This window comes from Pseudolysinimonas yzui, assembly GCF_014653215.1.
Taxonomy (GTDB): domain Bacteria; phylum Actinomycetota; class Actinomycetes; order Actinomycetales; family Microbacteriaceae; genus Pseudolysinimonas_A; species Pseudolysinimonas_A yzui.
Window position 1 is genome coordinate 412,069 of record NZ_BNAI01000001.1, and the last position, 23,492, is coordinate 435,560.

The following is a 23,492-nucleotide window of genomic DNA, read 5'->3' on the forward strand; positions in this document are numbered from 1 at the left end:
CCATTCTGGCGCACGTCGATGACGTGTTACGCCCGCACCCTCGCTCGTCGACCACCGGGGTGGTCGACTTCCTCAGGCGTTGGCGTTCGCGGCGCTCACCTTGCGGGCGGCGGCGAAGCCGGCCTCGAGGTCGGCCTTGATGTCGTCGATGTTCTCCAGCCCGACCGAGAGCCGCACGAGGCCCGGCGTGACGCCGGTCGTGAGCTGCTGCTCCGGGGTGAGCTGGGAGTGCGTCGTCGACGCCGGGTGGATGATGAGCGAACGCACATCGCCGATGTTGGCCAGGTGGCTGAACAGGGTGACGCTTTCGACCAGGGCACGGCCGGCATCCACCCCGCCCTTGAGCTCGAACGACAGCACCGCTCCGACCCCGCGGGGGGCGTACTTGGCGGCGACCTCGTACCAGGGGCTCGACGGCAGTCCCGAGTAGTTGACCGAGGCGACGTCGGGGTGGCCTTCCAGCCACTCGGCGACGGCCTGCGCGTTCTCGACGTGCCGCTCGATGCGCAACGAGAGCGTCTCGACGCCCTGGATGAGCGAGAACGCGGTGTCGGGGGCGATCGCCGCACCGGTGTCGCGCAGCAGCTGCACGCGGGCCTTGATGACGTAGGCGATGCCGTCGCCGAGCACCGTCGTGTACGACGCCCCGTGGTACGACGGGTCGGGCTCGGTGAGGCCCGGGAACTTGTCGACATGCTGCGACCACGGGAACCGGCCGCCGTCGACGATGAGGCCGGCGATGACCGTGCCGTGGCCGCCGAGGAACTTCGTCGCCGAGTGCACGACGATGTCGGCGCCGAACTCGAACGGGCGGATGAGGTACGGCGTCGCGATCGTGTTGTCGACGATGAGCGGTACGTCGGCCCGGTGGGCGACCTCGGCGACCTTCTCGATGTCGAGGATGTTGATGCGCGGGTTGCCGATCGTCTCGGCGAACAGCAGCTTCGTGTTCGGCCGGATCGCGGCCTTCCACTCGTCGGCGTCGTCCTGGTTCTCGACGAAGGTCACGTCGATGCCGAGCTTGGCGAGCGTGTACTTGAACAGGTTGTAGGTGCCGCCGTAGATCGACGACGACGAGACGATGTGGTCGCCCGCGCCGGCGATGTTGAGCACGGCGTAGGTGATCGCGGCCGAGCCCGACGCGACGGCGAGCGCCGCGGTGCCGCCTTCGAGCGCGGCGATGCGTTCCTCGATGACCGCCTGGGTCGGGTTGTTGATGCGCGTGTAGATGTTGCCGAACTCGGCGAGCGCGAACAGGTTCTTGGCGTGGTCCGAGCTGTTGAAGACGTACGACGTGGTCTTGTAGATCGGCGTCGCGCGTGCGTTCGTCACAGGGTCGGGGGCCGATCCGGCGTGGATCTGCTGGGTTTCGAATCGCCAGTCCGACATGGGGGCTCCTTGCGTGGGTGAGGGCCGAGGGATCGCCTCGGGACGGATGCGAGCCTAGGTTCCCGAGCGGTCCCGGGGCCAGGACGACTGCAATGCGGCGTAACCATGGTGCGAGGGCTTCAGCCCACTGCCCTCCCGCCGCGCGCCGACGGCATCCGTGCGGGACTCGTCGGGGCGATCATCGTTCACCCGGAACAACCAGCGCGGTTTCGGTTCGACGAGCGGCCGGAACAGCCTCCGCACCACGGGACTCGACAGCGCGATCGCGATCGCCGTCGACGCGAAGATCATCGTGAGCAGCCACGTCGCCGACGCGTGGTCGTCGCGCAGCACGCCCGACTCGCGCAGCGGATAGAGCACGAAGCTGTGCAGCAGGTAGACGTACATCGTGGCCTGCCCGAAGGCACTGAAGAACGTCTCGCGCCGGGGGATGAGCGCGAAGAACGCGGCGCTGAGCACGACGGCGAGCACGATGAGCCCGAGGCGCAGCAGGCCTGCCCACCACACCGGTTCGCCGAGGTCGAGGTAGGAGTCGTCGTAGAAGAACCAGTGCTTGAGGCCGAACTCGCGGAACGTCGGCACATGGAGGGCGACGACGACGAGCCACCCCGCGAACACGGCCACCGCGAGCGCCCGCCAGCCCCAGACCGCCGCCCCGAGGTCGCGCCACCGGTCGATGACCTTCCACTGCCGCAGCTGCCAGCCGAGCACGAAGAACGGCAGGATGCCGATCGCCCGCGACAGCGAGAAGGTCGAGTCGACGTTCGCCAGATATCCGACGCCGACGCTCAACAGCGCCGCCCAGGCGAGGGGCCAGCGCAGCAGCACGAGGTAGGGCAGCACGAGCCGGAAGATCGCGAGCGCGAGCAGGAACCACAGCGTCCACGACGGCTCGGTCGGGTTGAACGCCGGGTAGCCCTCGACGAGGAACTGCACGAGACCCCAGATGGCCTCGAAGATGACGTAGGGCAGCACGAAGTCGGTGATGATGCGCCGCATCTGCCGCGTGCCGGGGGGCGACGCTTTCGAGAAGTACCCGCTGATGATCGCGAACGCGGGCATGTGGAACGCGTAGATGAACAGGTAGAGCGTCAGCGCGTTGTCGGAGTCGAGGGTCTGCCGCTGGATCGCGTGACCCATCACGACGAGCACGATGCAGCCGAACCTCGCGTTGTCCCACAACGGGATGCGGCTGCCCCTCACTTCATCCACCCTACGGTGGAGTCATGACGAAACGCGTGGTCGTGACGGGAGCGAGCTCGGGCATCGGGGAGGCGACGGCTCGGCTGTTCGCGTCGCACGGCTGGGAGGTCGTGGGCGTCGCCCGGCGCGCCGACCGGTTGGCGGCGCTCGCCGACGGCACCGGCATCCGCACCATCGTCGCCGATCTCACCGACGAGGCCGACGTCGCCCGGGTGCGCGACGAGCTCGCCGCCATCGGGCCGGTACACGCCCTCGTCAACAACGCCGGGGGAGCCTTCGGCATGGCGAGCGTCGAGCACGGCGACCCCGCCGACTGGCGTGCCATGTTCGAGGTCAACGTGCTCGCCGTCAAGAACCTGATCGCCGCGCTGCTGCCCGCGTTGCGCGACGGCGCTCGGGATGCCGGCCACGCCGACATCCTCACGGTCACGTCGATCGCGGCGCACCTCGCCTACGAGGGCGGCGCCGGGTACAACGCCGCGAAGGCGGGCGCGCACATGCTCATGGCGGTGCTGCGGCTCGAGCTGGCGGGCGAGCCGATCCGGGTGATCGAGGTGGCGCCCGGGATGGTGAAGACCGACGAGTTCTCGCTCGTGCGGTTCGGTGGCGACCGAGCGAAGGCCGACGCCGTCTACGACAACGTCGACGCGCCGCTGGTCGCCGACGACATCGCGCAGGCGATCGTGCACGCGATCGAGCTCCCCGGGCACGTCAACCTCGACCTCGTGACGATCAAACCCGTCGCGCAGGCCGCCCCGCACAAGGTGATCCGCAGCCCCCTCACCCCCCAGGGCTGAACGGCCTACTCGACGTCGACGGGGTCGGCGAACGCGAGTTTGGGCACGAAGAACAGCAGCACCGTCGCGATGAGCGCGCTCGCGCCGCAGACGATCCACACCGTGTAGTAGCCCGAGAGGCTCGCGGCCGTGCCGACGCCCGCCGTGACGCCGGTGGCGAGGGCGATGCCGAACGTCGCCGAGGCGAACGCCCCGCCGACGGTCTTCGTGGTGTTGGTGAGCCCGGTCGCGATGCCGGTCTGCCCGAGCGGTGCCGCGGCGGCGGCCGCCGCCGGGAGCGCCGCGACGAGGGCGCCCGACCCGGCCCCGGCGATGCAGATGCAGGTGAGCACCTGGGCGAGATCGTCGTGGAACGGGATGAGCGCGAAGTACCCCACGGTGACGAGCGCGGTCGCGACGATGAGGGCGATGCGGGGCGAGAGCCGTCTCGAGAAGATCGCGAACAGCGCGGCACCCGCGATGAGCGACAGCAGGTAGATGCCGATCACGATCGACCGCATCCCGGAGCTCAGGCCCAGTCCGTAGCCGGCGATCTCGGGATCGGTGCCCGCGAACGTCGAGAGCGGGATCTGCGCACCGAGCACGCTGATGCCGAACAGCCCCGCCGTGACCTGCACCGGCCACATCGTCGGACTCGCGAGCGCCCTCAGGTCGATCGCCGGATCGTCCTTCCCCAGCACCCAGCGGCCGAACGGCAGGAAGGCGAGCAGTCCTGCCGCCATGACCACCCACACCCACCACGTTCCGGGCCCGTTGATGCGCAGGAAGGTGAGCGACGACGTGGTCAGCAGGAGGGCGAACGACAGCAGCACGAACCCGACGACGTCGAGCGAACGTCCCGCCGTGCGCTCCGACTCGGGAACCCCGAAGAGGATCGCGAAGAACACCAGCGTGACGACGGCCGCCGGCACGGCGAGGGTCAGCGGGACGCTGCCCGCGAACACGCCGGCGAACAGCGCGCCGCCGCCGAGTGCTCCCGCGATCGCGCCGACCTCGAGCGCGATGACCAGGAGTCCGGCGGCACGGCGGGTCTGTGAGACGCCGGTCTTGCTGCGTCGACCACGGTCGAAGATCAGCGCCACCTCGAGCGGCAGCCATACGGAGTAGAAACCCTGCAGCGCCCAGGCGATGAGGAACGTCGTGAAGTCGCCCGCGATGACCAGCCACCATGACGCGGCCGCAGTGAGTGCGGTCGACACCAGCAGCATCCGCTTGTGGCCGAACATGTCGCCGAGCTTCGCCAGGATCGGCACCGCGAGGGCCGAGAGCAGCAACTGCGCCGCCTCGAACCAGTTGAAGTCGGCGTCGGTGATGTCGAGGTGCCCGACCAGATCGCTGATCAGCGGGATGTAGTAGCCCTGGAGGATGCCGCTCGTCAGCTCCAGCAGGAACAGGAACCCGACGAGAGCGAAGGTGATCTGCGCAAGGGACCGCGGTGTCCCGACGGCGTTCGTCATGAGCGGAGCCTAGTGGCGCCCGACCGCCCGGATAAGCTCGGGCCGTGGCCGACGAGCGCGAGATCCTGACCTACGAACTCTTCGGCCAGGCGGCCCGCGAGCTGGCGACGACGATCGCGGATGACGGCTTCCGCCCGGATGCGATCATCGCGATCGCGCGCGGCGGGCTCACGCTCGCCGGGGCGCTCGGCTACGCGCTCGACGTCAAGATGCTCGGCAGTCTCAACGTCGAGTTCTACACCGACGTCGAGGAGACCCTGGAAGCGCCGATCGTGCTGCCGCCGACCCTCGACCAGGATTCGCTGCAGGGCAAGAGCATCCTGCTCGTCGACGACGTCGCCGACTCCGGACGCACCCTCGCCCTCGTGCTGAAGCTGCTGGAGGCGGGCGGTGGCGAGGTGCGCACGGTGTGCCTCTACGCGAAGCCGCAAACCGTGCAGGAGCCGACCTACACCTGGCGGCACACCGACAAGTGGATCATGTTCCCCTGGTCGAGCGAGGGCCCCGTCCCGTACCCGCCGGCCGGATGACGCAGCCGAAGCCGCTCACCGAGCTCGTCGACCCCGGGTGGGCCGCCGCGCTCGAGCCGGTCGCCGGGCGGATCGCGGCGATGGGCGACTTCCTGCGTGGGGAGATCGCCGCAGGACGCCGCTACCTGCCCGAGGGGCCGAACGTGCTGCGCGCGTTCACCTCGCCGTTCGAGCGGGTGCGGGTGCTCATCGTCGGGCAGGACCCGTACCCGACGCCCGGACATCCGATCGGCCTGTCGTTCGCGGTCGAACGTCACGTGCGGCCCATCCCGCGCAGCCTCGCCAACATCTACAAGGAGCTCAACGACGATCTGCAGCTCCCGCCCGTGCCGCACGGCGACCTCACCGGCTGGGCCGACCAGGGCGTGCTGCTGCTCAACCGGGTGCTCACCGTGCAGGCCGGTGCCTCGGGCTCGCACCGCGGCAAGGGCTGGGAGGAGGTCACCCAGACCGCGATCGAGGCGCTCGTCGCCCGGGGCACGCCGCTCGTCGCGATCCTCTGGGGCCGGGATGCCGGAACGTTGCGTCCGCTGCTCGGCGCGACGCCGATCATCGCGTCCGCCCACCCGAGCCCGCTGTCGGCATCCAGCGGCTTCTTCGGGTCGAAGCCGTTCAGTCGCGCCAACGAGCTGCTGACCGCCGCGGGCGCCGATCCGATCGATTGGCGCCTGCCGGCCTGACCCGTGCCGACATAAGCTCGGGGTCGTGCTGGAAGAGGAGTACAACCCGCGGCGGAAGCTCCCGCCCCACCTCAAGCCCGCGCCCCCCGCCGAACCCGCGTTCGCGTTCGAGATCCGGGATGCGACCAGCCGCGACATCCCTCACATGCTGGAGATATACAACCACTACGTCGCCAACTCCACGGTCACCTTCGACGAAGACCCGCTCACCCTCAAAGAGATGCGCGCGAAGTTCGCGAAGGTGCAGGAGCTGCACTACCCGTGGCTCGTCGCGGCCAGCCCGCGCGGGGTCATCCTCGGCTACGCCTACGTCACCCCGTGGAAGCCCAAGGCCGCCTACCGCTTCACCGTCGAGAACTCGATCTACCTCGGCCCGGCCTCGACCGGAAAGGGTCTCGGCAAGGCGCTCATGGCCGAACTGCTGCCGCGCGCGAAAGCGGCCGGCGTGAAAGAGGTCATCGCCGTCATCGCCGACCGCGGAGCGGATGCCTCGCTCGCGATGCACCGCAACTTCGGGTTCACCGAGATCGGCCATATGGGCAAGGTGGGCTTCAAGTTCGGCCGCTGGCTCGGCACGGTGCTGATGCAGAAGAGCCTCAAATGACGAACGCCCCCGTCGCCCAGCTGCGGCTTGTGCTGGAAACCGAGGATCTGGATGCGGCGCTCGCGTTCTACCGGGACGTGCTGGGCCTGCGCGAGCTTGAGTCCTACGACGGGCCCGGGGGAGCGCGGGTCGTCATCCTCGAGGCGCCGACTGCGACCCTCGAACTGGCCAATCCGGCGCAGGTCGCCTACATCGACGACGTCGAGGTGGGTCGACCCGTCGCCCACCGCTACCCGTTGACGGTGCGGGTGGCGTTCGAGGTGCCCGAGGCGGCGGCCGCGGCGACGCGGCTCGCCGCCGGAGGGGCCGAGGTCGTCGCGCCTGCCGTGGAGACGCCGTGGCGGTCGCTCAACGCCCGGTTCGAAGCCCCCGGAGGAATGCAGATCACGGTGTTCGAGGAGCTCGACCCGGCCTGAGCCTCGGTGTCGACCTAAGACTCGGTGTAGACCTGCCCGGTCACCTCGTCGACGAGCTCGGTCGCGTGCTGGAAGCGGTCTTCGCCGCCGACCGCCTCGAGCACCGAGATCCAGCTGTCGTTGCGGATGACGTGCAGTTCGGCGGGCGCGCTCACCTCGTCGCCGATGCGCGCGTAGGTGAGACCGCCCTCGATCTGCGACTCGATCAGCCCGCTGGCGATGAGCGCGCTCACGATCCCCGAGCGGGTGCTCGTCGTGACCGGCGCGACCGACACGATGACGGTCGAGGCCGGCACGGCCTCGTCGCCCCAGACGCAGGTGATGCCGCCAGCCTTCTCTTCCGGGGTCGGGTCGCCGAAGTAGTTCTCGCCGTACAGGCCGTCAGGACCGCCGAGCAGGTCGAGCCCGGCGGTGGCGAAAGCTGCCGCGGTGTCGGCGGTGAGGATGTCGGCGCACAGTTCGGGCATCCCGAACACCGGCGCGCCCGCTTCCGGGGTGGGCGTGGCGGTGCCGGTGGGTTCGGTCTCCGAAGGAGGGGTCTCGCCGCTCTCCGCGGGCTCGGGAACGCAACCGGCGAGCAGGGCGACCATGATCACCGCGCCGAGAACCGTGCGCACCCGCATGCCTGACCTCCCCGTGTGTGGGGAATGTATCACTCGGTTCGCTCAGTTTCGAGGGGTGGCGCGTCGCAGGATGAGGTAGGCGGCCGCGCCCGCGATCGCCGAGAGCACGAGGCTCAGCGCGTATGACCCGGTGAATCCGGCGACCTCGAAGAACTCGCCGACGGCGGGCCACGAGTCGGAGACCGTGACCAGCGCCACCGCTCCCATGATGAGGATCGAGACGACCGAGAAGAACACGATGAGTCCCCGCGCCTTCCAGCGCACGTACATCGAGCCGAACGCGCTGCCCGCTGCCAAGAAAAACAGGAACAGCGCGAAGACGTGGAACAGGCGCAGCCACCAGGGCGAGTCGACGCCGAAGTAGAAGCTGTTGAACATCGTGCCGCCGACCCCCCAGCCTCCGGTCCAGGTCTCGAGGGCCGCCAACAGGATGTAGGCGACGGCGTAGATCGCGGCGAGTCCCACGAAGGTCAGGCCGGAGCCGAGCAGGAAGTCCCGGCGGGTCGAGCCGAAGCCGAGCGCGAACGAGAAGGTCAGGTTCATCGCCATGATCGCGACGACCATCATGTAGACGAAGATCCAGAGCGTCGCCCCGCTGTACTGGAGGCCGTCGGCCACGTCGGCCACGCTCTGCGGGTCGGAGGGTGCCGCAGTGCGGACGATCCACCAGATCATCCAGTTCACGGCGAAGATCAAGCCGAGCACGATGACGGGGGTGCCGATGATCGTGAACGGGTTGGCGAGATGCAGCCGCACGACGTTGCCGATGCGGCGGGCGAGGGGCCGGGGGCCGGGGATGGTCGGGGTGCTGACGGCGCTCATGCGCGGGCCTCCTCGGGGATCGGGGTGGTGGGGGCGTTCTCGGTGAAGTCGGTCGTGCTGCCCGCGGTGAGGCGCACGATGAGCTGTTGGAGCGAGACGGGGCCGAGCTCGAGTCCGGCGGCCTTGGCCGTTGCGCGCTCCGCCGCGGTGAGCCCGGCGACGGTGAGCGAGAGCAGCCCGCCGATGCCGTCCCGGTGGATGACCTCGCGCCCGCCGACGAAGCTCTCGACGGCGTCGCGGCCCCCGACGACCGTGGTCGCCGAGCCCATCAGCTCGTCGGCCGGGCTGTCGACGAGCAGTCGCCCCTCGTCGATCACGAGCACGTGTTCGAGCAGAGCGCTCACCTCGTCGATCAGGTGGGTCGAGAGCACGACCGTGCGGGGATGCTCGGCGTAGTCGGCGAGGAGGCGGTCGTAGAAGAGCTGCCGGGCGACGGCGTCGAGCCCGAGGTAGGGCTCGTCGAAGAAGGTGAGGGGCGCACGCGAGGCGAGGCCGACGATGACGCCGACGGCCGAGAACTGACCGCGCGAGAGCTTCTTCATCTTGCGGTCGAGCGGTACTCGGAACTCGGCGACGAGCTGGTCGGCGAAGGACTGGTCCCAGTTCGGGAAGAACCGAGGAGCCATCCGCAGCACGTGCTTGACCTTGAAGTCGTCGGGGTATTTCTGGCTCTCTTTGATGAAGCAGATCTGTTCCGCGACGCGCGCGTTCTCGACGGGGGATTCGCCGAAGATCCGGATGTCGCCGGCCGTCGCGAACTCCTGGCCGGTGAGCAGCGACATGAGCGTGGTCTTGCCGGCACCGTTACGACCGAGGAGGCCGTAGATCTTGCCCTCCTCGAGGCGGAACGAGACGCCGTCGACGGCGGCGACGGAGCCGAAGTGCTTGGTGACGTCCTGAACGTCGACGATCGCGGTCATGGATGCGACTCCTCTGGGGTTGTGTCGTGGATCAGGCGGGCGAGCTGGTCGGCGTCGATCCCGAGTTTGTGAGCCTCCGCGAGCAGCGGAGCGATGTACTGCTCGCGGAACCGGTCGCGACGTTCGGCGATCAGGCGGGCGCGAGCCCCCGACGCGACGAACATGCCGATTCCGCGCTTCTTGTAGAGGACCCCGGCGTCGACGAGCAGGCCGACGCCCTTGCCGGCGGTCGCCGGGTTGATGCGCAGGAAGGCGGCGAACTCGTTGGTCGACGGCACCTGGGTCTCTTCGGGGAGGGCGCCGGCGATGATGTCGTTCTCGATCTGTTCGGCGATCTGCTGGAAGATCGGTCGGCTCTCGTCCACGGCTCCTCCTCTCGGTTCCTGGGTTAGTTACTTGAGTGACTAACCAACCAAGGATCCGGCGCCGTGTCAAGTCCTCCGTAGGCTCGGGGCGTGTTCGAACTGCACCACCTCACCGCCGGCGAACAGCTCGAGTGGCTGCGACGCGGCGAGGTGACGCCCCGCGAACTCGCCGATCACTACCTCGCGCGCATCGCGCGGCTCGACGCCGGGCTCGGGGCATTCGTCACCGTGACGGTCGCGGAAGCCCGCGCCCGGGCCGCTGCCGTGGACGAGCTGTCGCACGCGCTGCCGCTGTGGGGGCTGCCGTTCGCCGATAAAGACCTCGTCGCCCGGGCCGGCGTGCCGACCCGCTACGGGTCGCGCGCCCTCGCCGACAACGTGCCCACGGAATCCGACCCGCTCGCCCTGACGTTCGACCGGGCAGGAGCCGTCAGCCTCGGCAAGACCGCCGCGCCGGAGTTCGGCTTTCCGAGCTACACGGAACCCGTCGCCGGTCCGATCGCCCGCAACCCGTACGACCTCACCAGCGGCGCGGGCGGATCGAGCGGGGGAGCGGCGGTCGCCGTCGCCGCCGGACTGCTGCCGTTCGCTCCTGGGTCGGACGGCGGCGGCTCGGTGCGCATCCCCGCGGCCGCGACGGGTCTCGTCGGCCTCAAGCCGTCGCGGGGGCGGGTGCCGGCGATGCCGGGCTTCCCGAGCCTCGCCGGTCTCGTCGTCGCCGGGCCGCTCGCCCGCACGGTCGCCGACGCCGCACTGTTGCTCGACGCCCTCGCCGGCGACGGCACCGCCGAGTGGGCGACGGTCGCGCCGCTCTGGGGCGAGGGTCCGTTCCTCGGGGCGGCGGTGCGGGGCGAGGGCCGGTTCTCGGTCGGCGTGACCCGCGACTCGCCGTGGGCGACCGCGTACGACCTCGAGCTCGACCCGCAGGCGGAGGAGGCGCTGCAGATCGCCATCCGCGAGCTGGATGCCGTCGGTCACGGCGTCGAGGAGCTCGCCTTCGATCCGGAGCCCGGCTACGCCGCCGCCTTCCGTACCGTCTGGCAGGCGGGCGCGGCGGGCATCCCGGTGGAGAACGACCGCCTCGCCCTGCTCGAGCCGCTCACCCGCTGGCTCGTCGAGACCGGCCGACGCCTCGGGGCACGGGAACTCGGCGCCGCGCTCGCCTGGCTCACCGGATTCGAGCGCCGGTTCATCGCGCGTGCCCGAGCGGTGGATGTCGTGCTCACTCCCGCGATGGCCCTGACCCCCCGGCCGCTCGGCTGGTACGACGCCGAAGACGGCGAGCGCAACTTCGCGCAACAGGTGCTCTACACGCCGTACACCAGCATGGTCAACGCGAGCGGCCTGCCGGCGATCGTGCTGCCGGTGCACGTCACGCCGGACGGGCTGCCGATGGGGGTGCAGCTCATCGGCCGGCCGGGCCGGGAAGACGTGCTGCTGGCGATCGGCGCCCAGCTGGAGCGGCGACTGCACTGGGAGCGGCGGCATCCGCCGGCGTGGTCGGAGTGAAGACCGGAGTGAGGTAAGGCAACACTCAGTAAGGCATGCCTATACTGATCTCGCGATGTTCCTCTCCGACCTCCTCCCCGCGACGATCTCCTGGCAGCCCGCTGTCGGCGACCTCGTGCTGCTCGGAGCGGTCGAGGCCGACCTGCCGATCGTCGAGACGGTGCTGGCCACCCTGCCCGTGCGGGCCCGCGGGCAGGTCTTCATCGAGGTGGAATCCGCCGACGCCATCCGCGACCTCCCGGCCCCCGGCCGGGTCTGCGTCACCTGGCTGTGCCGCGACCGCGGGCAGTCGCTGGGCGGCGCCATCGACGCCTGGCTGGGCGAGATGCTGCCGACCGACCTCGAACGCGAGCACCGCGTCTACGGCTGGGTCTCGGGCGACCGCGCCGCGCGCATCCGCACGAACGCCTAACCCTCGGGCGACGCGCCCCGGCCGGGCCTCGGGCGGCGGGGTCGCACGTATCCGCCCTTCTCCAACCCGGCCTCGACCTCGAAGCGGTTGGTCAGCGGCGGGGAGCCGGCCGCGACGTAGACGGCGATGAAGGCGAGCCCGTACTTCTTCCACTGCGCCTTGTGGATCGCCTCGTGCTCGAGCACGTCGGCGGCCGTGTTGTCGGTCGTCAGGTAGATCGCCCCGATCGTCGTGCCGCCGCGCCCATAGGCCCACTTCGGCAGCCGGGAGAAGTAGTGGATGCCGCCCCCCTTCGCGAAGCGACCGAACAGGATGCGCCCCCACAGCCAGGCGCACGCCGTCGCGAACCAGTAGCCGGGGCGGGCCACGACGGGCCAGAGCAGGAATCGGCGGAGCCCCGGCACCCGCGCCCCGAAGCGCACGACGGAGCCGACCGCGCGCTCCGCACGGGAGAGCGTCGCCGGGTCCGGACGCACCGGGCGGGGTCGCTCCTCGCCGGTCATCGGCCGCGGAAGGACGGTTCGTCGCGGGCGACGAAGGCGCGCATCCCTTCGGCGGCGTCTTCGCTCGCGGCCAGGCGCACGAGTTCGGGTTGCAACTGCTGCTCGGCGCGCGCGTCACTGTCGCGGATCGCCTCCCTCGCGTTGGCGAGCGTCGCCTGCACCGCAAGGGGAGCTTGAGCGGCGATCCGGGTCGCGATCTCGCGGGCGCGCTGCAGCTGCGTGCCGTGCGGCACCACCTCCTGCACCAGGCCGATGCGGTGCGCCTCGGCGGCGTCGAACGAGTCTCCGGTGAGCATCCAGCGCATCGCGTTGCCCCAGCCGACCGCGCGCGGGAACCGGATCGTCGCGCCGCCGAAGGGCAGGATGCCCCGCTGCACCTCGATCTGCCCGAACGAGGTCGAGTCGGCGGCGATGACGACATCGCTCGCGAGCGCCAGCTCGATGCCGAGGGTCAGGCACATGCCCTGCACGGCGATGACGACGGGCTTGCGCTGGAACTCGCCCTCGACCTGCCAGGGGTTGAGACCCCCGTCGGGAACGAGGTCGAGCCCGTTCGCGCCGATGCGCGGCGCGACATCGCCGAGGTCGAGGCCGCCGGTGAAGTGGTCGCCGTGGGCGAACACGAGACCGACCCGCAACTCGGGGTCCCGGTCGAGTTCGCCGTAGGCGAGGCACAGCTCCTGCAGCATCGCGAAGTCGGCGGCGTTGCGCTTCTCCGGCCGGTTCAGTCCGATGAGCAGCACGTGCCCATCCCGCTCGATGGTCACTCTGTCAGCCACCGGTCCAGCGTAGGCGTCCGGGACGCGACATCCGCTAGCGTTCAACCAACGTCTTTCCTGGAGGCAGACCGTGCGTTCCCGCTCACTCACCTTGGCCCCTGTCGCCGCGCTCGCGATCACGCTGCTCGCGGGGTGCACCTTCAGCGTCGGCGTCAACACCGCACCGACGGTGCCGCCGGAAGACATCGAGACCCTCGCTGCCGACAAGCTCGAGGAGCAGGTCGGGGTGCGTCCGACGATCGACTGCGGCGAGGAAGAGATCCCCGTCGAGGTCGACACGTCGATCACCTGCCTGCTCGTCGACCCGGTCGTCGGGCTCGAGTTCGACACCGTCATCACCTTCACCGAGGTCGACGGCACCAACTACGCGTTCGACATCCAGGTCGCCGACGTGCCCAACAACGCGCCGGAGCCGACCGCCGAGCCGGGTGCCTCCGTGCCGATCGCCGACATCGAGGCGCTCGCCATCACGGCCCTCAACAACGTGCTCGACTACGTGCCCGAGGTCACCTGCGAGGGCACCGAGGTCGCGATCGTCGTCGGCAACACGGTCGACTGCAGCTACGAGTCGCCCGACGGCCCGGTCGACGCAGTCGTCACGATCACGGCGTTCGACGCCACCACGGGCACGTACGAGATCCGAGTCGACTGAGTCGAGGCCACTGAGGTTCTCGGCGGTCAGTCGAGCGCGGCGATGATGCGCAGGATGGTGGCCGCGTCGTCGGCCGCCTGCTCGGTGTCGAGGGCGCTCGGCGCGTAGGCCGAGAGAGTCGCGCCGGCGAGCGGGAACCGTGCCCGCAGTGCCTTGAGCGTCGCCACGAGGGCGGACGGGCTCATCCCGAACGGTTCCGGGTCGAGCAACCCGTCGAGTTCGGCCGGGTCGAGCACGTCGAGGTCGATGTGCACGTAGACGGCATCGGCGCCCGTGGCGGCGACCGCCTCGACCAGCGCGGCGGGGTCGTCGAGGTCGGTCACGGTCAGCACGCGCAGCCCGGTCTCGGCCGCGAACGTCTCCTCGCCGGCATCCCACGATCGTGCGCCGGCCAGCACCACCCGGTCGGCCGCGATGTCGCCGTTGTCGATCGCGGCGCGCAGCACCATCCCCGAGAACGCTCCCGACGGCGAGGATTCGGCGGAATTGAGGTCGGGGTGGGCGTCGAACCAGACGACGGCGACCTCGGGATGCCGGTTCGCGGCGACCGCGATGCCGGCGGCCGAAACGCCGCAGTCGCCGCCGACGACGACGAACGGCCCGTCGACATCCTGGAGCACGAGCGAGGTGCGTTCCCGCACGAGCTGCACCGAGCTGAAGCGCGAGATGCCGGTGCCCTGATCATCGCCGGATTCCAGCGGCACCGCGACCTCGGAGGTGGCGGATGCGGGGAGGTCGGCGCGCAACGCGGCGACGCCGTCGGCGAGTCGCATCGCCCGCGGCGAGGGGGAGCCCTGCCACTGCGGCACGAGCACGAACCGGAGGGTCACGGAGCCACTCTAGGCTCACCCGGAGTGCGCAGGGCGAGGCGGGTGAGGGCCCGAAGCCCGGCCTCGAGGGGACCGGTGCCGATGAACCGCCGCCACAGGGTCGCCACGACGAGTGTCGCGAGGGCGAGCGCGAGGAACGTCCACCCCGGAACCTGCCAGCGATCCGGGTCGGGCGACGTCCACCGGACGATCGCGAGCACGACGGCGTGGGCGGTGTACAGCGTCAACGCCATCGCCCCCGCCGCGGCGACGGGGGCGAGCACGAACCGCAGAACCCGCGCAACGGGTTCCCCCCGTCCGGTCGCCGAATCGAGAAGCGAGAGGCCGCCGATGATCGCGACCGCGACGCCGCCCGAGCCCACGACCTCCGCGGTCGTGCCGGAGTGCGCGTCGGCCGTGATGCCGGGGATGACGAGCGTCGAGCCGTAACCCAGCACGGCGGCGAGGGCGCCGAACACGAGGGCCATCGCCGCGGTGAGGCGGTCGCGCAGGTCGGCGCGGGCGAGCAGCAACCCGGCGAGCAGGAACGCCAGCCACGTCACCATCGGGTACTCGCCGTAGAACAGCCAGCGCGCGAAGACTTGCACCGGCTCGGCGATGGTCGCGTACGGGATGCCGGCCGTCACCGCCGCGACAATCGGCGGAGCCAGGACTGTGATCGCCGCGGCGAGCAGCCCGAGCACCCGCCCGGCGAGGAACAGCATCGGGATGAGCAGCAGGAACGCGAACCCGTAGTAGTCGAGGATGACGGCGATCGGCGGCCGCAGAAACGTCGTCATGGCGAGGCCGAGCAGCATGAGCACGCCACCGCGGATGAGCACCGTGAGGCGGATCGCCGAGCGCTCGCCCGGTAGCGGGGGATGGGCGCCCCCGCTGATCAGGCCGAGCGACACCCCGGCGACGGTGGCGAACAGGATCGCCGACCGGCCGTCGAAGACCTGCTCCCCGCGGCCGAGGAGGGTATGGGCGGCGAACATCCCGAGCAGGGCCGTGCCACGCGCGGCATCCAGCCCGAACAGCCGGGGAGGGACGACGGTCGCCCGTCGCCCCTCCCCGGTCACGTTCTGGTCGGCGGTCGTCAGTTCCCCGACGTCACGGCCGGCGCGCCGCCCGACTTCAGCTCGGCGAGGCGGGCCTCGACTTCGGCCTCCTTGTCGAGGTCTTCCAGCGACTCGAACTGCGAGTCGAGGCTCGAGGCCGCCAGCTCCTGCTGGCCCATGACCTTGGCCTCCTCGCGGCGCACCTTCTCTTCGAAGCGCCCGAGCTCGCTCGTCGGGTCGAGCACGTCGATGCTCTGGATGGCGTCGTGCACCTGCGACTGCGCTTCCGCGGTCTTCGCGCGGGCCACCAGCTCGTCGCGCTTGCTGGTGAGCTCCGACAGCTTCTCGCGCATCTTGTCGAGGCCGTCCTTGAGCTGGTCGACGACCTGGTTCTGCGACGCGATCGTGGGCTCGGCGGTCTTCGCCTCGTTCTCGGCGGAGATCTGCTTGCCGATCGCGATCTTCGCGAGCTTGTCGAACTTGTCGGCGTCCTCGGTCTTGCCCGCGGCCCGCAGTTCGGTGCCCTTCGTGCTGGCCGCGAGAGCCTTGCGGCCCCAGTCGGCGGCCGACTCGAGGTCTTCGGCGTGATCCTGTTCCATCAGGCGAAGGTTGCCGATGGTCTGGGCGACCGCGCTCTCTGCTTCGGCGATCGAGTTGGTGTAGTCGCGCACCAACTGGTCGAGCATCAGCTGCGGGTCCTCCGCCTGGTCGATGAGCGCGTTGATGTTCGCGCGCACCAGCTGCGAGATGCGGCCGAGGATGGACTGCTTTGCCATGATGTGCCTTTCGGTTTCTTCGTCAGGTGAGGGGAAGTCTAGAAGCGTCCGCCGCGAGAGCGGCGACCGCCGGAGGGTCGGGGTCGACTCGACGAACTGCTCGGTCGCGGCCGGGGCCGTGGCCGCGACCAGCTGGAACCGCTCGACCAGCCGCCGCCACCCGACGACGACCAGCCTCCCGACGATCCGCCCGAGAACAGACCGTCGAGGATGCCGCCGAGGGCGGCTCCGCCGTAACCGCCGCCCGAGGGTGCGGTGGAGCCTCCGCCGTTGAACGCCGCCACGTCGCTCTGCGCGCTCTGCATCGCCGAGGTGGCGAGGGCGACCGCCTGTTGGGCGGCACGCAGCGCCTCGACGGGATCCGTGCGTGCCGCGGTCAGCGCCTGCGTGAGTTGGCGCTCCGCCTCGGCGACCCGGGTGCGGGCCGTCGCACCGACGGCGCCTCGTCGGGTCGCGATGAAGTCCTTCGCCGCCGCGACGGCCGCCTGTGCTTCGGAGGTGACACGCGCGAGCTGGGCCTTCGCCCGCTCGGCCTGGGCGGCGGCATCCCGCAGCTTGCCGAGGGCTTCGTGCAGCGTCGCGTTGACCCGCTCCACCTCGCCGATCGCGCTGGCCGGGTCGCCGGTGTCGGCCCGGGCGAGCACCTTCTCGGCGTCGTCGACCGCGACGCGCAACGGCTCGGCGATCTCGGGCGCGGCCGAGGCCAGACCGGCACGCGCCTCGGCGACGTCGCGCTTCACATCGGCGATCCCGGCCGTGAGGCGCTCGACCAGGGCGGGGAGGTCGGCGGCGAGCTTGTCGACCGCGGAGATCGCGCGCTCGACCTGGCCGACGGCCTGTTGCGCGCCGCGCACGGCGACGGCGGCCTCCGATGCCTTTCCGGCCTCGAGCGCGGCGCGGGCTTCGGCGATCGCGGTTGCGGCGAAGGCGGCGAGTTCCCGCGACTGAGCGGCGCTGTCGCGCACCGACGCCACGGCCGCGGCCCCGTACTTCGTCGAGAGTGCGGCGACGGTCGCCTCGGCGGCGTCGATGCGGGACGGCAGGCCGCCGTGGGTCGCGGCGACCGTTTCGAGCACCGCGGGAGCGTTCGTCTCGAGCTGACGCAGCTGCTCGAAGTCGGCGGATTGCGCGGCGAGTGAGGCCGACGCGGCCTCGCACAGCCGGATGATCTCGGTCGTCAGCCGGCGCTTCTCGTCGGCCGTCTCGGGCGTCGCGTCGTCGAGCTGCTGACGGATCGCGAACGCCTGCTTCACCTGCTTCTCGGCCTCGGCGAGCGCCGCGGCGAAGCCCTTGGTGGCCTTCTCGCCGAACTGCGCCTGTGCGAAGCCGAGCTCCTGCTCGTTGCTCTGCAGGGCGTCGTCGAGGCTCACCAGCAGGCTGCCGGCCCGCTGATCGAGTTGCTTCTGGTCGAGCTTCTCGACCGGGGCGGTCGGGTCGACCCCGCGACGGCGCTTGACCAGCCGCGAGATGCCCCACGCGCCGACGCCGACCACCCCGACCCCCGCGAGGATCGGCAGGATCGGGATGCCGCCACCCTCGCCGTCGGTGGTGCCGGGTTCGGTCGGATTCTCGCCCGCGAGCTCGTCGCCGATCGCGTCGGCCGCTTCCAGGGCGGCCTCTTCCCAGTGGTCGTCGCGCAGCTGGGTTTCGATGCGCGCCGACACGCGGTCGTACTGGTCGTCGAACAGCAGCTCGTCGTTGAGCGCGTACAGCCGGTCCTCGACGGCGATGGCCAGCAACACGTCGTCGGGGCCGAACCCACTGAGGCCCGCCGTCGTGTCCGCCCACAGTTCGCGGTCGCTCGGGTCGTCGAAGGTGTCGACGTAGACCACGAAGAGCGACACCTCGGCACGGTCGTAGAGATCGTCGAGCGCCGACTCGATCGAGAAGGTGCTGCCGAGTACGCCCGCCTGGTCGATCACGTAGGCGCCCGCGAAGTCGACGGGCGGTTCGGCGACCGCGGGGCCGGGGCTCATCAGCACGAGGGCGGCACCGGCCACGAGGGCTCCAGCGGTCGGCAGCGGTCGCATTCGGGCTCCTCCCAGGCGGCTCGCGCCGACCCGTCTCGGGCCATCCGCGGCCCGCCCGAATCTTATCGGGGCCCCCGGTCTCACCGGGAGGGCGCAGGACCGACCGCTACCCGGCGATCTCCAGCTGGAACGGTGCCGACGCGGCGAGGTAGCTGGTGCCGTCATCCGTCGTCACGACGAGTACCGCGCGCAGCTCGTACTGGCCGGGCGGTGCGGCAGGCATGTCGTTCTGCGGTCCGTCCATGATGAGGTCGTCTTCGCTGCCGCAGATGACCCGGTTGAAGGAGGTTTCGAGGGTCATCGACTCGCCGGGCGCCAGATCGACGACGAGTCCGATGGCTTCCTGGGTCTGGTACGAGTGCCAGACCACGATGCCGTCGCGCGCGAGACTCACGTGCGGCCACGGACTGCTGGTTCCGACGAGCCGGTCGGGCCCGTCGTTGCGCAGGGTGACCTGCACGGGGATGCGCTCCTCCGGCTCGACGATCGTCGCGATCGACAGCTCGAGAGTCACCCCTTCGGAGCTCACGACATCGGTCACCGGGGCGCCGCAGGCGTCCGGCATCCACTTGAAGGCGTCCTGATCGACGTACGGTGCCTCCCCCGACTCGGCGATGGCTTCATCGGCGCCCGCGCCGGCATCGTCGGCGGTCATCATCACGCTGCGGTCGGCGAGGGGTCCGCCGATGAAGACCGCGGTGCCCAGCACGCCGACGAGGGCGACCGACCCGAGGGCCTGCGCGGCGATCACCCGCGGACGCCGCCGGCGCCGGGTGCGGCTCAAAACGGCGTCGAGGTCGATCTCGCCACGTCCTTCCGGGTCGGGGCCCCTCAGCAGGTCGCGGAGGTCAGATTCGGTGGCCACGGGAGGCCTCCTTTCGCGGCGTGAGCCGGTCTTCCACCGTGCCGTCGTCGGCGAGCGAGATCGCCATCTTGGCGAGCCCATCGCTGAGGTAGCGCTTCACGGCGCCCGAGCTGATGCCGAGGGTCTCGGCGATGTCGTCGACTTTGAGGTCGTCGTAGTAGCGCAGCACGAGGCAGGCCCGCTCGCGCGGGGTGAGCTTCCGCAGCTCCTCGTGCAGATCGAGCCGCGCCTCGGTGGCGCCGGCGGGGGAGTCCTGCTCGTCGGGGCGGTACTCGAGCGGCGCGATCCGGCGCCAGCGGGTGCTGCGACGTCCGCCGTCGAGGTGGCCGTTGAGGATGGCGCGCCGCACGTAGGCCTCGGCGCTCTCGACGCTGAAGCCGTTGCGCAGCCGGCCGAAGGTGCGCACGAGGGCGTCCTGTACGAGGTCGGCGGCGTCATCCCGACTGCCGCACAGCAGGGTCGCGTAACGCAGCAGCGCCTCGCCGCGTTGCGCCACCAGCTCGGTGACGACGCCCTCCCAGGCTGCCGCAGCGCGCATCCGCACACCTCCCTACCTACTTAGACGACGAGGGTACGGAAAAGGTTGGGATGAACCAGCGAAGCCCGGCGCTCGCGCGCGGCGGGCGGAGCGTGTCGCGCCGCAGGAGCGGCGGCGCGACCAGACAAACACGGGAACGGCGCGCCGCCAGCGAGGTCGGCGCGCCGTCGGTCCGGTGCGAAGGGGTGGATCAGGCCTGGGCGGCCCGCATCCGGGCGCGGAGCTCGTCGAGCTGGTCGATGATCGCGGCGGGGACGCGGCCCTCGAACGTGCCGAAGAACTTCTCGGCGTCGTCGGCTTCGGCGAGATGCGCGGCGGGGTTGATCGCGAACAGTTCGGCCCAGTCGGCGTCCGGAACGCCGGCGGCGGCGTAGTCGATCGCGCCGGGCGCGGGCAACCAGCCGACGGGGCTCTCGACCGCTGCGGCGGTGCCTTCGACCCGCTCCAGGATCCAGGCGAGCACGCGGCCGTTCTCGCCGAATCCGGGCCACAGCCAGCGGCCGTCGTCGCCCTTGCGGAACCAGTTCACCTGGAAGATGCGCGGCACTCCACCGGTCTTGCGCAGGCCTTCGCCGACGTCGAGCCAGTGCTGCCAGTGATCGGCCATGTTGTAGCCGCAGAACGGGAGCATCGCGAACGGGTCGCGTCGCAGCTCCCCGACAATGCCCTCGGCGGCCGCCGTGCGCTCGGACGAGATCGTGGCGCCGATGAAGACGCCATGTTCCCATCCGCGTGCCTCCGCCACCAGTGGCACGTTGGTGGCACGCCGGCCGCCGAAGATGATCGCGTCGATGACGACGCCCCGCGGGTCGTCCCAGTCGTCCGAAATGGTCGGGCACTGGGATGCGGCCACGGTGAAACGGGAGTTCGGGTGTGCGGCGGGCACGCCCGACAGGGGAGTCCAGTGCCGGCCGGTCCAGTCGACGAGGCCGTCCGGCGGGGTGTCGGTGAGACCCTCCCACCACACGTCGCCGTCGGGACGCAGCGCGACATTGGTGAAGATCGTGTTGCCCCAGATCGTCTCGACGGCGGTCGAGTTCGTCGACATCCCGGTGCCAGGGGCGACGCCGAAGAAGCCGGCTTCGGGGTTGATGGCACGCAACTTGCCGTCGGGGCCGGGGGCGAGCCACGCGATGTCGTCGCCGATCGTCTCGACGGTCCAGCCGGGGATCGTCGGCTTGAGCATCGCGAAGTTGGTCTTGCCGCACGCGCTCGGGAACGCCGCGGCGACGTGGAACACGCGACCCTTCGGGTTGGTGACCTTGAGCAGCAGCATGTGCTCGGCGAGCCAGCCCTCGTCGCGGCCGATGACCGAGGCGATGCGCAGCGAGAACGACTTCTTGCCGAGCAGCGCGTTGCCGCCGTAGCCGGAGCCGAACGACCAGATCTCGCGGGTCTCGGGGAAGTGCGAGATGTACTTCGTGGCGTTGCACGGCCACGCGACGTCGGGTTCGCCCGGGGAGAGCGGGGCGCCGACGGAGTGCATGGCCGGCACCCACTCGGTGTCGGGGTGGATCTGCGCGAGCGCCTCGTGGCCCATGCGGGTCATGATGCCCATGCTCACGACGACGTACGGCGAGTCGGTGATCTGAACGCCGACGCGGGCGAGCGGGCTGCCGAGCGGACCCATCGAGAACGGCACGACGTACATCGTGCGCCCGGCCATCGAGCCGGCGAAGACATCCTCGAGCTCGGAGCGCATCTGCGCGGGTTCGGCCCAGTTGTTGGTGGGGCCCGCGTCGGCTTCATCGGCCGAGCAGATGAACGTGCGGGATTCGACCCGCGCGACGTCGTCGGGGTTGCTGCGGGCGAGGAAGCTGTAGGGGCGGTGGTCGGCGTTGAGCCGGATGAGGGTGCCCTGGTCGATCATGCCGCGGATGAGCTCGTCGGCTTCGCGGCGGGATCCGTCGCACCAGACGACGGTGTCGGGGGTGGTGAGGTGGGCCATCTTCTCGACCCACGCGATCACCCGCGGGTCGGTGCCCTCGGGCGGCAAGGCCCAGGTGGCGTCGTGAAGGGGAATCTGGTCGACGACCTCGGGTACGCCGTCGAGGGGTCGAATGCCGGTCGTGAGTGTCACGGGTGGGGCTCCCTCGCTGGTTGGGGTGGTCAAGAACTGCCTTCTATGACCAATGTGCCACGAGATTCCCGCGCTAACGTCCGAAATCGGTCGAAAGAAGCGCTGTTCTTTCCGTATGCTTCATTTCGTGAAGGATCTTGTGACCCTGGGGCAACGGATGCGGCACTTCCGCACCGAGGCCGGCCTGACGCTCGAACAGCTCGGGGCCGACGTCGGGGTGGCCGGCAGTCAGCTCTCGCTCATGGAGAACGGGCGCCGGGAGCCCCGGCTCTCGCTGCTCGGCGCGATCGCGACCCGGCTCGGCATCGAACTCGCCGAACTGCTCGACGATCGGGCCCCCACCGAGCGGGCCGGCCTCGAGATCGAACTCGAGCGCGCACAGAGCAACCCGGTCTACGCGCAGCTCGGTCTGCCCGTCGTCCGGGCGGGCAAGGGGATGTCCGACGAGACGCTGCGCGCCCTCGTCGGCCTGCACCGAGAGCTCGCTCGGCGGTCGCGCGAGGCGATCGCCACGCCCGAGGAGGCGCGGCGCGCGAACACGGAGCTTCGGGCCCGGATGCGCGAACGCGACAACCACATGGCCGAGATCGACGACCTCGTCGAGGAGGCGTTGCGCGGCGTCGGCCACTCCACCGGGGCGCTCACGCACCGCTCGGTGAGCCTCATGGCGGAGCGGATGGGATTCGAGCTCGTCTACGTCGGCGATCTTCCGCACTCCGCCCGCTCGGTGACCGATCTCGAGAACGGCCGCATCTACCTCCCGCCCGCGTCGATCCCCGGCGGGCACGGGCTGCGCTCGATGGCCCTGCAGGCGATCGCGCACCGGATGCTGGGCCATGAGGCGCCGAACGACTACGCCGAGTTCCTGCAGCAGCGGCTGGAGATCAACTACTTCGCGGCGGCGGCTCTCATGCCGCGCACCCAGGCGGTGAACTTCCTGCAACAGGCCAAGAGCGACCGCGACATCGCCCTCGAAGACTTCCGCGACGCGTTCGGCGTCACGCACGAGGCGGCGGCGCTGCGCTTCACCAACCTCGCCACCGCGCACCTCGACATGCGCGTGCACTTCCTGCGGGTCGGCGGCGACGGCGCGATCGCGAAGGCCTACGAGAACGACGGCCTGCCGCTGCCGATGGACGTCACCGGATCGGTCGAGGGCGAGATCGTCTGCCGCTACTGGAGTGCCCGTCGGGCCTTCGTGCGCACCAACCGCACGACCGAGTTCTACCAGTACACAGACACCCCGAGCGGCACCTTCTTCGAGTCCACCCAGATCGGCACGAGCGCCGCGAACGACGAGTTCTCGATCACCATCGGCGTTCCCTTCGACGATGCGAAGTACTTCCGCGGTCGCGAGACGACGCGGCGCGAGCAGTCACGCTGCCCCGACGCGAGCTGCTGCCGGCGCCCGCCCGCCGATCTCGCGGCGCACTGGCAGGGCAAGGCCTGGTCGAGCGCCAAGGTGCACGCGCACATCTTCTCGCCGCTGCCCTCGGGCACTTTCCCGGGCGTCGACGATCGTGAGCTGTACGAGTTCCTGGAGTCTCACGCCTCGAGCTGAATGGAGTCCGGGGACTCGCATAACCGGTGCCCTCGACACGATTCGAACGTGCGACCTCTTCCTCCGGAGGGAAGCGCTCTATCCACTGAGCTACGAAGGCGCGTAGCGCAC

The 23,492-nt window shown here is 70.4% G+C and carries 25 protein-coding genes and 1 tRNA gene; 9 read left to right on the forward strand and 17 right to left on the reverse strand.

The window, feature by feature from the left end:
* Window positions 1-72: 72 nt before the first annotated feature.
* Complete coding sequence (locus tag IE173_RS02140) at window positions 73-1,389, reverse strand: bifunctional o-acetylhomoserine/o-acetylserine sulfhydrylase (protein ID WP_191281725.1); 1,317 nt, start codon at window positions 1,387-1,389, stop codon at window positions 73-75.
* 54 nt (window positions 1,390-1,443) lie between these two features.
* Window positions 1,444-2,592 carry an acyltransferase family protein gene (locus IE173_RS02145; protein WP_229841822.1) on the reverse strand — a complete coding sequence of 383 codons (1,149 nt, stop codon included), beginning with the start codon at window positions 2,590-2,592 and terminating at the stop codon, window positions 1,444-1,446.
* Window positions 2,593-2,615: 23 nt separating this feature from the next.
* Between IE173_RS02145 and IE173_RS02150 the strand changes: the two genes are divergently transcribed.
* Window positions 2,616-3,389 (forward strand): SDR family oxidoreductase, encoded by a 774-nt coding sequence (locus tag IE173_RS02150; protein WP_191281726.1) that lies wholly within the window; start codon window positions 2,616-2,618, stop codon window positions 3,387-3,389.
* A gap of 5 nt (window positions 3,390-3,394) precedes the next feature.
* Here the strand turns inward: IE173_RS02150 and IE173_RS02155 are convergent, their stop codons facing one another.
* Window positions 3,395-4,846, reverse strand: coding sequence for an MFS transporter (locus IE173_RS02155; protein ID WP_191281727.1), 1,452 nt, complete (start codon window positions 4,844-4,846; stop codon window positions 3,395-3,397).
* A gap of 44 nt (window positions 4,847-4,890) precedes the next feature.
* Here IE173_RS02155 and IE173_RS02160 point away from each other — a divergent pair, with 44 nt between their 5' ends.
* Genes IE173_RS02160 through IE173_RS02175 form a run of 4 tightly spaced genes read left to right on the forward strand, consistent with a single transcriptional unit; the run spans window position 4,891 to window position 7,076 of the window.
* Window positions 4,891-5,376: a phosphoribosyltransferase gene (locus IE173_RS02160; protein ID WP_191281728.1), complete on the forward strand. Its 486-nt coding sequence runs from the start codon at window positions 4,891-4,893 to the stop codon at window positions 5,374-5,376.
* Window positions 5,373-6,056: a uracil-DNA glycosylase gene (locus IE173_RS02165; RefSeq protein WP_191281729.1), complete on the forward strand. Its 684-nt coding sequence runs from the start codon at window positions 5,373-5,375 to the stop codon at window positions 6,054-6,056. Before IE173_RS02160 ends, IE173_RS02165 begins: the two co-directional genes overlap by 4 nt.
* A gap of 25 nt (window positions 6,057-6,081) precedes the next feature.
* Entirely contained in the window at window positions 6,082-6,660 is a 579-nt protein-coding gene (locus IE173_RS02170; protein ID WP_191281730.1) for a GNAT family N-acetyltransferase, read from the forward strand.
* Complete coding sequence (locus IE173_RS02175; RefSeq protein ID WP_191281731.1) at window positions 6,657-7,076, forward strand: VOC family protein; 420 nt, start codon at window positions 6,657-6,659, stop codon at window positions 7,074-7,076. The genes IE173_RS02170 and IE173_RS02175 overlap by 4 nt, the downstream gene beginning before the upstream one ends.
* 14 nt (window positions 7,077-7,090) lie before the next feature.
* On the opposite strand, the gene IE173_RS02180 is transcribed toward IE173_RS02175, so the two are convergent.
* The 4 genes from IE173_RS02180 to IE173_RS02195 are packed head-to-tail and all read right to left on the reverse strand — an operon-like array spanning window position 7,091 to window position 9,806.
* On the reverse strand, window positions 7,091-7,699 hold the full coding sequence (locus IE173_RS02180; protein ID WP_191281732.1) for a hypothetical protein: 609 nt from the start codon (window positions 7,697-7,699) through the stop codon (window positions 7,091-7,093).
* 42 nt (window positions 7,700-7,741) lie between these two features.
* Window positions 7,742-8,521 carry an ABC transporter permease gene (locus IE173_RS02185; RefSeq protein ID WP_191281733.1) on the reverse strand — a complete coding sequence of 260 codons (780 nt, stop codon included), beginning with the start codon at window positions 8,519-8,521 and terminating at the stop codon, window positions 7,742-7,744.
* On the reverse strand, window positions 8,518-9,441 hold the full coding sequence (locus tag IE173_RS02190) for an ABC transporter ATP-binding protein (protein WP_191281734.1): 924 nt from the start codon (window positions 9,439-9,441) through the stop codon (window positions 8,518-8,520). Before IE173_RS02190 ends, IE173_RS02185 begins: the two co-directional genes overlap by 4 nt.
* Window positions 9,438-9,806: a GntR family transcriptional regulator gene (locus tag IE173_RS02195; protein WP_191281735.1), complete on the reverse strand. Its 369-nt coding sequence runs from the start codon at window positions 9,804-9,806 to the stop codon at window positions 9,438-9,440. The genes IE173_RS02190 and IE173_RS02195 overlap by 4 nt, the downstream gene beginning before the upstream one ends.
* Window positions 9,807-9,896: 90 nt before the next feature.
* Between IE173_RS02195 and IE173_RS02200 the strand changes: the two genes are divergently transcribed.
* Window positions 9,897-11,315, forward strand: coding sequence for an amidase (locus IE173_RS02200; RefSeq protein WP_191281736.1), 1,419 nt, complete (start codon window positions 9,897-9,899; stop codon window positions 11,313-11,315).
* A gap of 55 nt (window positions 11,316-11,370) precedes the next feature.
* Complete coding sequence (locus IE173_RS02205) at window positions 11,371-11,727, forward strand: SIP domain-containing protein (protein ID WP_191281737.1); 357 nt, start codon at window positions 11,371-11,373, stop codon at window positions 11,725-11,727.
* Here the strand turns inward: IE173_RS02205 and IE173_RS02210 are convergent.
* On the reverse strand, window positions 11,724-12,203 hold the full coding sequence (locus IE173_RS02210; protein WP_229841823.1) for a hypothetical protein: 480 nt from the start codon (window positions 12,201-12,203) through the stop codon (window positions 11,724-11,726). The two genes, IE173_RS02205 and IE173_RS02210, sit on opposite strands and share 4 nt — an antisense overlap.
* A 23-nt stretch (window positions 12,204-12,226) precedes the next feature.
* A complete protein-coding gene (locus IE173_RS02215) occupies window positions 12,227-13,009 on the reverse strand; it encodes a crotonase/enoyl-CoA hydratase family protein (RefSeq protein WP_191281738.1) in 783 nt (260 codons plus the stop codon).
* A gap of 70 nt (window positions 13,010-13,079) precedes the next feature.
* On the opposite strand from IE173_RS02215, the gene IE173_RS02220 reads away from it, so the two are divergent.
* A complete protein-coding gene (locus IE173_RS02220) occupies window positions 13,080-13,661 on the forward strand; it encodes a DUF4333 domain-containing protein (protein ID WP_191281739.1) in 582 nt (193 codons plus the stop codon).
* Between the two features lie 26 nt (window positions 13,662-13,687).
* On the opposite strand, the gene IE173_RS02225 is transcribed toward IE173_RS02220, so the two are convergent.
* From IE173_RS02225 to IE173_RS02255, 7 genes are all read right to left on the reverse strand, one after another.
* Window positions 13,688-14,491 carry an arginase family protein gene (locus IE173_RS02225; RefSeq protein WP_229841824.1) on the reverse strand — a complete coding sequence of 268 codons (804 nt, stop codon included), beginning with the start codon at window positions 14,489-14,491 and terminating at the stop codon, window positions 13,688-13,690.
* Complete coding sequence (locus tag IE173_RS02230; protein WP_191281740.1) at window positions 14,488-15,552, reverse strand: DUF418 domain-containing protein; 1,065 nt, start codon at window positions 15,550-15,552, stop codon at window positions 14,488-14,490. The genes IE173_RS02225 and IE173_RS02230 overlap by 4 nt, the downstream gene beginning before the upstream one ends.
* 17 nt (window positions 15,553-15,569) lie before the next feature.
* Window positions 15,570-16,307 (reverse strand): PspA/IM30 family protein, encoded by a 738-nt coding sequence (locus tag IE173_RS02235; protein ID WP_191281741.1) that lies wholly within the window; start codon window positions 16,305-16,307, stop codon window positions 15,570-15,572.
* Between the two features lie 38 nt (window positions 16,308-16,345).
* Window positions 16,346-18,337 carry a TPM domain-containing protein gene (locus IE173_RS02240; protein WP_191281742.1) on the reverse strand — a complete coding sequence of 664 codons (1,992 nt, stop codon included), beginning with the start codon at window positions 18,335-18,337 and terminating at the stop codon, window positions 16,346-16,348.
* A 106-nt stretch (window positions 18,338-18,443) separates the two neighbouring features.
* Window positions 18,444-19,202, reverse strand: a complete 759-nt coding sequence (locus IE173_RS02245) for a hypothetical protein (RefSeq protein WP_191281743.1) — start codon at window positions 19,200-19,202, stop codon at window positions 18,444-18,446.
* The gene (locus IE173_RS02250; protein ID WP_191281744.1) at window positions 19,186-19,740 is read right to left on the reverse strand and encodes a sigma-70 family RNA polymerase sigma factor; all 555 of its coding nucleotides are present in this window, start codon (window positions 19,738-19,740) and stop codon (window positions 19,186-19,188) included. Before IE173_RS02250 ends, IE173_RS02245 begins: the two co-directional genes overlap by 17 nt.
* A gap of 190 nt (window positions 19,741-19,930) precedes the next feature.
* Window positions 19,931-21,820, reverse strand: coding sequence for a phosphoenolpyruvate carboxykinase (GTP) (locus IE173_RS02255; RefSeq protein WP_373298441.1), 1,890 nt, complete (start codon window positions 21,818-21,820; stop codon window positions 19,931-19,933).
* Window positions 21,821-21,935: 115 nt separating this feature from the next.
* On the opposite strand from IE173_RS02255, the gene IE173_RS02260 reads away from it, so the two are divergent.
* Window positions 21,936-23,381 (forward strand): helix-turn-helix domain-containing protein, encoded by a 1,446-nt coding sequence (locus IE173_RS02260; RefSeq protein ID WP_191281745.1) that lies wholly within the window; start codon window positions 21,936-21,938, stop codon window positions 23,379-23,381.
* 27 nt (window positions 23,382-23,408) lie between these two features.
* Here IE173_RS02260 and IE173_RS02265 read toward each other — a convergent pair.
* A tRNA-Arg gene (locus tag IE173_RS02265) sits at window positions 23,409-23,481 on the reverse strand.
* Between the last annotated feature and the right edge of the window lie 11 nt (window positions 23,482-23,492).